The 8,665-nt window shown below is 65.8% G+C and carries 7 protein-coding genes; 5 read left to right on the top strand and 2 right to left on the bottom strand.

Going from position 1 to position 8,665, the window contains the following annotated elements; translation table 11 throughout:
- Window positions 1-29: 29 nt before the first annotated feature.
- The 5 genes from ppk1 to lpxH all read left to right on the top strand — a co-directional run bounded on the left by ppk1 (window position 30) and on the right by lpxH (window position 6,384).
- Window positions 30-2,081, top strand: coding sequence for a polyphosphate kinase 1 (gene ppk1 / locus ABB27_RS18185; protein WP_057630594.1), 2,052 nt, complete (start codon window positions 30-32; stop codon window positions 2,079-2,081).
- A 168-nt stretch (window positions 2,082-2,249) separates the two neighbouring features.
- The gene (ppx, locus tag ABB27_RS18180; RefSeq protein ID WP_057630590.1) at window positions 2,250-3,776 is read left to right on the top strand and encodes an exopolyphosphatase; all 1,527 of its coding nucleotides are present in this window, start codon (window positions 2,250-2,252) and stop codon (window positions 3,774-3,776) included.
- Window positions 3,777-3,960: 184 nt separating this feature from the next.
- Complete coding sequence (locus ABB27_RS18175) at window positions 3,961-5,100, top strand: glycosyltransferase family 4 protein (RefSeq protein WP_057630588.1); 1,140 nt, start codon at window positions 3,961-3,963, stop codon at window positions 5,098-5,100.
- The gene (locus ABB27_RS18170) at window positions 5,081-5,623 is read left to right on the top strand and encodes a phosphatase PAP2 family protein (protein WP_057630586.1); all 543 of its coding nucleotides are present in this window, start codon (window positions 5,081-5,083) and stop codon (window positions 5,621-5,623) included. The genes ABB27_RS18175 and ABB27_RS18170 overlap by 20 nt, the downstream gene beginning before the upstream one ends.
- A 20-nt stretch (window positions 5,624-5,643) precedes the next feature.
- Complete coding sequence (gene lpxH / locus ABB27_RS18165; RefSeq protein ID WP_057630584.1) at window positions 5,644-6,384, top strand: UDP-2,3-diacylglucosamine diphosphatase; 741 nt, start codon at window positions 5,644-5,646, stop codon at window positions 6,382-6,384.
- Window positions 6,385-6,744: 360 nt separating this feature from the next.
- On the opposite strand, the gene ABB27_RS18160 is transcribed toward lpxH, so the two are convergent.
- The gene (locus ABB27_RS18160) at window positions 6,745-7,200 is read right to left on the bottom strand and encodes a COG3650 family protein (RefSeq protein WP_152984680.1); all 456 of its coding nucleotides are present in this window, start codon (window positions 7,198-7,200) and stop codon (window positions 6,745-6,747) included.
- 283 nt (window positions 7,201-7,483) lie between these two features.
- Entirely contained in the window at window positions 7,484-8,254 is a 771-nt protein-coding gene (locus ABB27_RS18155) for a ferritin-like domain-containing protein (RefSeq protein ID WP_057630592.1), read from the bottom strand.
- Window positions 8,255-8,665: the final 411 nt, after the last annotated feature.

The raw sequence follows: 8,665 nt of genomic DNA, 5'->3' as shown, positions 1-8,665 counted from the left end.
CTCCTCCCCCGCCCCCCGCCACCGCTGTCATCAGCAGCGATCCGCTGCGCGATCCATCGCTGTACATCAACCGGGAGCTGTCACAGCTGGATTTCAATTTCCGCGTGTTGGCACAGGCGATGGACGAGCAGGTGCCGCTGCTGGAGCGGCTGCGCTTCCTGTGCATCTCCTGCACCAACCTGGACGAGTTCTTCGAAATCCGCGCGGCGGCCGTGCGCCATGCGCAGGAGTTCGGGCTGCCACCGGCGCCGGACGGGATGAGCCCACAGGCCATCCTCAATGCCATCCACGACCGCGCCGCCGAGCTGGTGGACCAGCAGTACCGCTGCTGGAACCAGGTGCTGCGTCCGGCACTGGGTGAAGCCGGGGTCGGCATCCTCGCGCACAAGAGCTGGACCGCGCGCCAGCGCCGCTGGCTGCGCGCCTACTTCCGCAACGAGATCATGCCGGTGCTGTCGCCACTGGGCCTGGATCCCTCGCACCCGTTCCCGAAGATCCTCAACAAATCGTTGAACATCGTCGTCGTGCTCAAGGGCACCGACGCCTTCGGCCGCGCCGGTCATCTGGCGCTGGTGCGCGCACCGCGCTCGTTGCCGCGCATCATCCAGCTGCCCGAATCGCTGGGCGGCCCGCAGAACTTCGTGCTGCTGTCGGCGGTGCTGTCGGCCTTCGTCGATGAACTGTTCCCGGGCATGGATGTGCAGGGCGCCTACCAGTTCCGCGTCACCCGCAATTCCGAGCTGGTGGTGGACGAGGAAGAAGTCGAGAACCTGGCGCTGGCATTGCGCGATGAGCTGGTCGACCGCGGCTACCGGCCGGCGGTGCGGCTGGAGATCGCGCACGACTGCCCCAAGCCGATCATGCAGACCCTGCTGCAGAATTTCGGCCTGTCCGAGAATGCCGCCTACCGCATCGATGGCCCGGTCAACCTCAACCGGGTGATCCAGGTCTATGACCTGCTCCCGCGGCCAGACCTGAAATACCCGCCGATGACGCCGCGCGTATTCAAGTCGCCGGAAGGTATTTTCGTGACCGCGGCGCAGGGCGATGTACTGCTGCACCACCCGTTTGATTCCTTCAGCACCGTGCTGGAGCTGATCCGCGAGGCGGCGGTTGATCCCAATGTGCTGGCGATCAAGCAGACCCTGTACCGCACCGGCAAGGATTCGGGGATTGTTGAAGCGCTGATCCTGGCCGCGCGCAACGGCAAGGACGTGACTGTCGTCGTCGAGCTGCGTGCGCGCTTCGACGAAGAAGCCAACCTCGGCCTGGCCGATCGCCTGCAGGATGCCGGCGTGCAGGTGGTGTATGGCGTGGTCGGCTACAAGACCCACGCCAAGATGCTGCTGATCGTGCGCCGCGAGGGCCGCAAGCTGCGCCGCTATGTCCACCTGGGCACCGGCAACTATCACAGCGGCACCGCCCGCGCCTATACCGACCTGAGCCTGATCACCGCTGACCCGGATATCGGCAACGATGTGCACCTGCTGTTCCAGCAGCTGTCCGGGCTGGCGCCGAAGATGAAGCTCAAGTGCCTGCTGCAATCGCCGTTCACCCTGCATGCCGGGCTGATCAAGCGCATCGAGCGCGAGACTGCGCTGGCCCTGGAAGGCAAGCCGGCACGCATCATCGCCAAGATGAACGCACTCAACGAGGCGCAGGTGATCCGCGCCCTGTACGCAGCCTCGCAGGCCGGCGTACAGATCGACCTGATCGTGCGTGGAGCCTGCACCCTGCGTCCGGGTGTTGAAGGGGTATCGGACAACATCCGCGTGCGTTCGATTGTTGGCCGCTTCCTCGAACACAGCCGCGTCTACTGGTTCGGCAACAACGGCGCCCCCGAGTTGTACTGCGCCAGCGCCGACTGGCTGGAACGCAACCTGCTGCGGCGGGTGGAAACCTGCTTCCCGATCCTCGACAGCGGCCTGGCCCGGCGCATCTACCGCGAGGTGCTGCAGAACTACCTGGACGACAACCTCAACGCCTGGGAGCTGCAGGAAGACGGCCGCTACAGCAAATGCGTGCCGGCCCCGGGCCAGCCGCCGCATTCGGCGCAGCAGGCGCTGATGGAAGGGCTTTGAAAGCAGGAAGCAGATGAGGGAACAGGAACCGGGGACGATAGCGGGGCCTTCATCGGCCCCTACGTTCCTGCCCGTTAGCGTCAGACCGATGAGCATGTCCGGCGCCAACTCCCATTCCTCGTTCCTGCCCTCTACGTTCCTGACCCTTTCATCCGCTACCATTCCGCCATGCCCCAGTCCTCAATGACCCCACCGCCCCTGCAGGACGGCGACCTGCTGGCCGCCATCGACCTGGGTTCCAACAGTTTCCATATGGTCATCGCGCGCTACCTGCTCGGGCAGCTGCGGGTGGTGGACCGCCTGCGCGAAACCGTACGCATGGCCGACGGCCTGGATGGCAAGGGCGGCCTGTCGCCCGAGGCACGCCAGCGCGCGCTGGAATGCCTGGCCCGCTTCGGCCAGCGCATCCGCAACATCCCGCCTTACCGCGTGCGCGCCCTGGCCACCAATACCGTGCGCCAGCTGCGCTCGCCGCTGTCCTTCCTGATGCCGGCCGAGACCGCGCTGGGCCACGCCATCGAAGTGGTCAGCGGCCGCGAAGAAGCGCGCCTGATCTACCTCGGCGTCGCCCATGCACAGCCGCCCAAGCCCGACCAGCACCGGCTGGTGATCGACATCGGCGGCGGCTCCACCGAATTCATCATCGGCCAGGGCATGCAGACGCTGGAACGCGAAAGCCTGCAGGCCGGCTGCATCGCCAGCACAAGGCGCTTTTTCCCCGGCGGCAAGCTGAGCAAGAAGCGCTGGAAAGACGCGCTCACCGAGATCGGCGCCGAATTCCAGCCCTTCGCCAACAAGTACAAGGCATTGGGCTGGCAGGAAGCGCTGGGCTCGTCCGGCACCCACAAGGCGATCAGCGAGATCTGCGCGGCGATGAAGCTGAGCAAGGGCGCGATCACCGCCGAAGCGCTGCCGCAGCTGCGCGAAGAATTGCTGCGCGCCAAGAACATCAATGAGATCGTGCTGCCCACGCTATCCAACGAGCGCCGGCCGATCATCGCCGGCGGCGTGCTGGTGCTGGAAGCCGCCTTCCAGGCCCTGGGCCTGCAGAAACTGCTGGTCAGCAAGGCAGCGATGCGCGAAGGCATCCTCTACGACATCATGGGCCGCGCCAACGACAACGACCCGCGCGACGAATCGGTGGCCGCGCTGACCCTGCGTTACGCCATTGATGAGACCCAGGCACGGCGCGTGGAAGCCACCGCGCAGCGGCTGTTCGAGCAGGTGGCCGAGGACTGGAAGCTCGATGTCGACGATGCGCGCATGCTGGGCTGGGCCGCACGTCTGCATGAGTTGGGGCTGATGATCGCGCACAGCGGTTATCACATCCACGGCAGCTATGTGATCGAGCATTCGGATATCGCCGGCTTCTCGCGCCAGGAACAGCAGATGCTGGCGGCGCTGATCCGTACGCATCGCCGCGGCATTCCCAAGACCGCCTTCGAGGCCCTGCCCGAGCGCCTGCTGTTGCCGGCCAAGCGCACCGCAGCGCTGCTGCGCCTGGCGGTACTGCTGCACCGCGCGCACGAGCCCGACCCGATCCCGACGCTGGAACTGTCGGTGGACGGCAATACCTTGTCGCTGATCCTGGCCAAGGACTTCATCGACGCACGCCCGCTGCTGCGCGCCGACCTGGTCGGCGAAGCCGAGGGCATGAGCGGACTGGGAATCAGCTTCAGGCCCTTCGTGGCCTGAGCAAGGGCATCTACGCGGCAACAACGGCAGCCTTGACGGCCGCGTTCTGCTGCACAGGCGCACACCGAAACCACGGCTCAACGGCCGTGGTTTTCTGCATTGATGGCCGTCATAAAGTGGTCAGATCACAGTAACAGGTGCTTCATCGGCTACGCGCATCCTCGCGGAAAACCGGGAGCCAGCCATGCGCTTTGCGATCGTCACCGAGACCTATCCACCGGAGGTCAATGGCGTTGCCCTGACCGTGCAGAGCCTGGAACACGGCCTGCGCAACCGCGGCCACGACGTCGATGTGGTGCGCCCACGGCAGCAGCAGGACAGCACCGGCGCCGTCCATGAGGTGCTGGTCCGTGGTGCAGGCCTGCCGCGCTACCCCGGCCTGCGTTTTGGCCTGCCCGCGCCCTTGCGGCTTGCCCGGCAGTGGCAACAACAACGCCCGGACGCGATCTACGTGGCCACGGAAGGCCCGCTGGGGTGGTCGGCAATGCGCACCGCGCGGCGGCTGGGCATCCCGGTTGCCTCCGGGCTGCACACCCGTTTTGATGAATACCTGCCCGACTACGGCGCCGCCTGGTTGCAGGCCACCGCATTGCGTTGGATGCGGCGTTTCCACAACCAGGCAGAAGCCACCTTGGTCCCCACCCGCGAACTGCAGCAATTCCTTCTGGACAATGGTTTTTCACGTGCACGCTTGCTGGCACGCGCGGTGGACGGCAGCCAGTTCGATACCAATAAACGCGACGCCGCGCTGCGTGCCGAATGGGGCATCGAAGGCGAAGGCTTCGCGGTGATCTACGTCGGCCGCATTGCCGCGGAAAAAAACCTCGCACTGACGATCAAGGCCTTCCGCCGCATCCAGCAGCAGCGCCCGAAAGCCCGCTTCGTCTGGGTCGGCGATGGACCGATGCGCGAGAAGCTGGCCGAGCAGAACCCGGACTTCATTTTCTGTGGCGTACAGCGCGGCGAGGCGCTGGCCCGGCACTTCGCCAGCGGCGACCTGTTCCTGTTCGCCAGCCGCAGCGAAACCTTCGGCAATGTCACCCTGGAAGCCATGGCCAGCGGCGTGGCCACCGTCGCCTTCAACTATGGCGCCGCCCGCGAGCACCTGCAGAACGGCTATAGCGGGGTTGCCGTGGACAGCGATGAGAACTTCATCGCCGCCGCCGTGCAGCTGGCCGGCGATGACGAGATGCGCAGCCTGCTCGGCGCCAACGCCAGCCGCGCGATGCAACGCCTGCATCCAGAGCACGTGGTAGCCGAATTCGAAGCCCTGCTCAGCGAACTGGCCAGCCGGAGACGTTGCCATGCCATTGCTGCCGCCTGAAGGCATCGCCGCACGCGAGGCACGCTGGTGCCGGCGGGCAAACCGCTATGGCCGCCGCCGCGGAATCCGCCGCCTGTTCTCGGTGCTCAGCCGCCTCGGCGACGGCGTGTTCTGGTACATGCTGATGGGCGCCCTGGTACTGGCCGACGGCCTGGATGGCCTGCAGGCCTCCGCGCATATGGCCGCCACCGGCGTGCTGGCGCTGACCCTGTACAAGCTGCTCAAACGCTGGACCCGCCGCCCGCGCCCGTTCGCCGCCGATATGCGCATCCGTGCCTGGGTCGCACCGCTTGATGAATACAGCTTCCCGTCCGGCCACACCTTGCATGCGGTGTCCTTCACCGTGGTGGCACTGGCCTATTACCCGTGGCTGGCGCCGCTGCTGCTGCCCTTCACGCTGGGCGTGGGCCTGTCGCGGGTGGTGCTGGGACTGCATTACCCCAGTGATGTGCTGGCCGCCACCGTCATCGGCGTACTGCTGGGGGCCGGCTCGTTGCAGCTTTTGCCGCTACTCGCCGGCTGATCAGGCCCTACAATGCGGGCATGACAACGCTGTTCATCTCCGACCTGCACCTGGACCCCAGCCGTCCAGCCATCACCGAGCTGTTCCTCGACTTCCTGCGCGGCGAAGCGCGGCAGGCCGAGGCGCTGTACATCCTTGGCGACCTGTTTGAAGCATGGATCGGCGATGACACGCCCTCCACTGCCGCCGACGCGGTCGCGCTGGCCCTGCGCGAAGTCAGCGATGCCGGCGTACCGGTGTACTTCATCCGCGGCAACCGCGACTTCCTGGTCGGCAACGACTATGCCGCACGCGCCGGCATGCGCATCCTGCCGGACCCATCGGTGATCACGCTGTACGGCCGGCCGGTGCTGCTGCAGCACGGCGATCTGCTGTGCACCGACGATGTCGCCTACCAGGCCTTCCGCGCGCAGAGCCGCAACCCGGCCTTCATCGCGCAGTTCCTGGCACAACCGCTGGAGGCGCGTGTCGCGTTCGCGCAGAAAGCACGCGCCGCCAGCAAGGCCCACCAGTCGGAAATGAAGCAGGACGACAAGGCCACCTTTGAAACCGTCACCGACGTGGCCCCGGCCGAAGTGCTGGCCACGTTCCAGCGTTACGGCGTGGACACCATGATCCACGGCCATACCCATCGCCCGGCGATCCACACCGTGACCGCCGGCGACAACACCTGCACCCGCATCGTATTGGGCGACTGGTACGAACAAGGATCGGTACTGCGCGTGGACGCCGACGGCTTCCGGCTCGAAGCGCTGAGCTGACGCTGACCCTGATTTTGTGGGAGCGGCGTCAGCCGCGAAGCTGATACAAAAGAGCCCGTCAGACACAGCTGCAATTGCAGACCTGTCTGGCGGGTTTTGCATTTGTGGCTTCGCGGCTGGTACAGGAAAGCCCGTCAGTCATGGCTGCAATTGCAGACCTGTTTGGCGGGTTTTGCATTTGTTGTTTCGCGGCTCACGCCGCTCCCACAAAGCACGCCGCGGCCCCTGATTTTGTAGGAGCGGCATCAGCCGCGAAGCTGATACAAAAGAGCCCGTCAGACACGGCTGCAATTGCAGACCTGTCTGACGGGCTTTGCTTTGCTGGCTTCGCGGCTTACGCCGCTCCTACCCGCAGCTTGCTCAGGGGGCTTCCACCGGCACCGACGGGTCGCGGGCGCAGCCCTTGAAGGTGTCCTTGCCCAGCACGAACTCGGCGGTGAACGGATGTTTCAGGTCGGACATGCCGTCCGAGCACTCGGCGCGTTGCAGCGTCAGCCGGAAACCATCGACACCCTCGCCGCCCTGCACCACCAGCAGACCGTCCTGCACGACGCGTGCGCCTTCAAAATGGCGCGGGCTGGCCTGGGTTTCCGGGGTGCTGTAGTCGAGCTTGGCGCCGTCCACGCGCACGGCCCAGAACGGCTCGTTGCCCGCGGCCTGCAGGATCACTGGGAACGCGTCCTTGGCACCCGTTTCAGCGCTTGCGCCCGGAGCCGGTGCTGGCGCCGCAGTGCCGGCATCGGTGCTGGCAGGCTTCTGCCCGGTACATGCGGCCAATGCCAACAACACCGCACCTGCGATCAACATCTGCTTCATTACGTTCTCCTTGATTACGTCATTGCCGACCGCGGTCACGCTGAGCTGCGCCGCGGGCGGATGATGATGGTGCATGCCGTTGCATCACCTCGTGGCGGAGGCGGCATGCAGCAGCCAGACATCCACCATGGCTGATGGTGGAACGCCGGCAAGCTCGCAGTCAATCAGACACGGCCCGAGTTCGGGGCGGCGTTCATCGTTGCCGCAACGGGCAAAACAGCAGGCGCGATCAACATCAGGTAGCAAAGCGGCCACGGCATCTGTTCGATGCCGGCCGCCGCACTCAGCCGGCCTGTTCGACCAGATGCGCCAGCTCATCCTCGTCGAAACCGGCCAACAGGCGGGCTTCGAGATTGAACGGGCCACGCAGGTAGCCGCCGGCGTATTCGCCGAGCAACTCCTTGAAGCGCGCCTTCGGCTCGACGCCAGCGCGTGCGCAATACCAGTGATACCAGCGCGTACCGGCAGCCACGTGGGCCACCTCCTCGCGCAGGATCACCTCCAGCACATCGGCGGTGCTTGCATCACCGAGCGAACGCAGTTTGCCGATCATTGCCGGGGTTACATCCAGGCCACGGGCTTCCAGTACGCGCGGCACCAGCGCCATGCGCGCCAGACCGTCATGCGCGGTCTTCTCGCACATTTCCCACAGGCCATTGTGGGCGGGGAAATCGGCGTAGTCATGGCCATGCACGAGCAGGCGATCACGCAGCAAGACGAAATGGCGTGATTCGTCGTCTGCGCAGCTGACCCAATCGGCGTAGAAGCTGGCCGGCAAGCCTGGGAAGCGATACACCGCATCCCAGGCCAGGTCGATGGCATTGAGTTCGATGTGGGCGATGGCATGGATGAAGGCGGCACGGCCATCGACCGAACCCAGGCCACGCCGGGGCAGATCGCGCGGGTGCACCAGCACCAGTTGCGATGGGCGGCCCGGCGAGCGGATCGGATCCGGGTCCGGCGCTTCTGCGGGCAGCTTCAATGTGCCGGCGCGGTAGCGAGCGGCGTAGTGCTGGGTGAGCGCGACTTTCTCAAGCGGATCGGCGGCGGCCATGCAGATGCAGGCGGCGTCGAGCAGGGAGAAGTCTGCTGCTTCGGGTGGTGGCAGGAACGTTTTGTCTGCAGCTGCAGGCTGTGCTTGTTGCGGATTCATGGCTGCTCACAGGTTGCCGCTTCGTTCTGCCCTCACCCCAACCCCCGCTCCGCGCCCCCGCCCTTGCGCTGGCGCAAGGGCGTTCGAGGGGCAGCGAACCGATGGTTCGCAAACTGCCCCCCTCACCCCGCAGGGAAAGGGGCTTTGAGCGCTGCGTGCGGGAGTGGGCTTTTAGCACGCCGCGCAACAGCGCGGCTTTCGGTCAGGCTGGGCTTTGGGGCTTGGCTTCGTCCGAACGCACATCGTGGATGGTCACGAAGTACCCGGGTTCGTACCCGGTGGCGTACGCGCCGTTGCAGCAGGCACAGTCGA

Origin of the sequence: Stenotrophomonas terrae (assembly GCF_001431465.1) — a bacterium.
Lineage (GTDB): Bacteria > Pseudomonadota > Gammaproteobacteria > Xanthomonadales > Xanthomonadaceae > Stenotrophomonas > Stenotrophomonas terrae.
This window is presented reverse-complemented; position numbering and strand designations above follow the sequence as displayed.

What these genes read in the sequence shown, in the direction of transcription:
- ppx (WP_057630590.1), top strand. Translation starts at nt 2,250, where the DNA reads ATGCCCCAGTCCTCAATGACCCCACCGCCCCTGCAGGACGGCGACCTG.
- ABB27_RS18160 (WP_152984680.1), bottom strand. Translation starts at nt 7,200, where the DNA reads ATGAAGCAGATGTTGATCGCAGGTGCGGTGTTGTTGGCATTGGCCGCA.
- lpxH (WP_057630584.1), top strand. Translation starts at nt 5,644, where the DNA reads ATGACAACGCTGTTCATCTCCGACCTGCACCTGGACCCCAGCCGTCCA.
- ABB27_RS18175 (WP_057630588.1), top strand. Translation starts at nt 3,961, where the DNA reads ATGCGCTTTGCGATCGTCACCGAGACCTATCCACCGGAGGTCAATGGC.
- ABB27_RS18155 (WP_057630592.1), bottom strand. Translation starts at nt 8,254, where the DNA reads ATGGCCGCCGCCGATCCGCTTGAGAAAGTCGCGCTCACCCAGCACTAC.
- ABB27_RS18170 (WP_057630586.1), top strand. Translation starts at nt 5,081, where the DNA reads ATGCCATTGCTGCCGCCTGAAGGCATCGCCGCACGCGAGGCACGCTGG.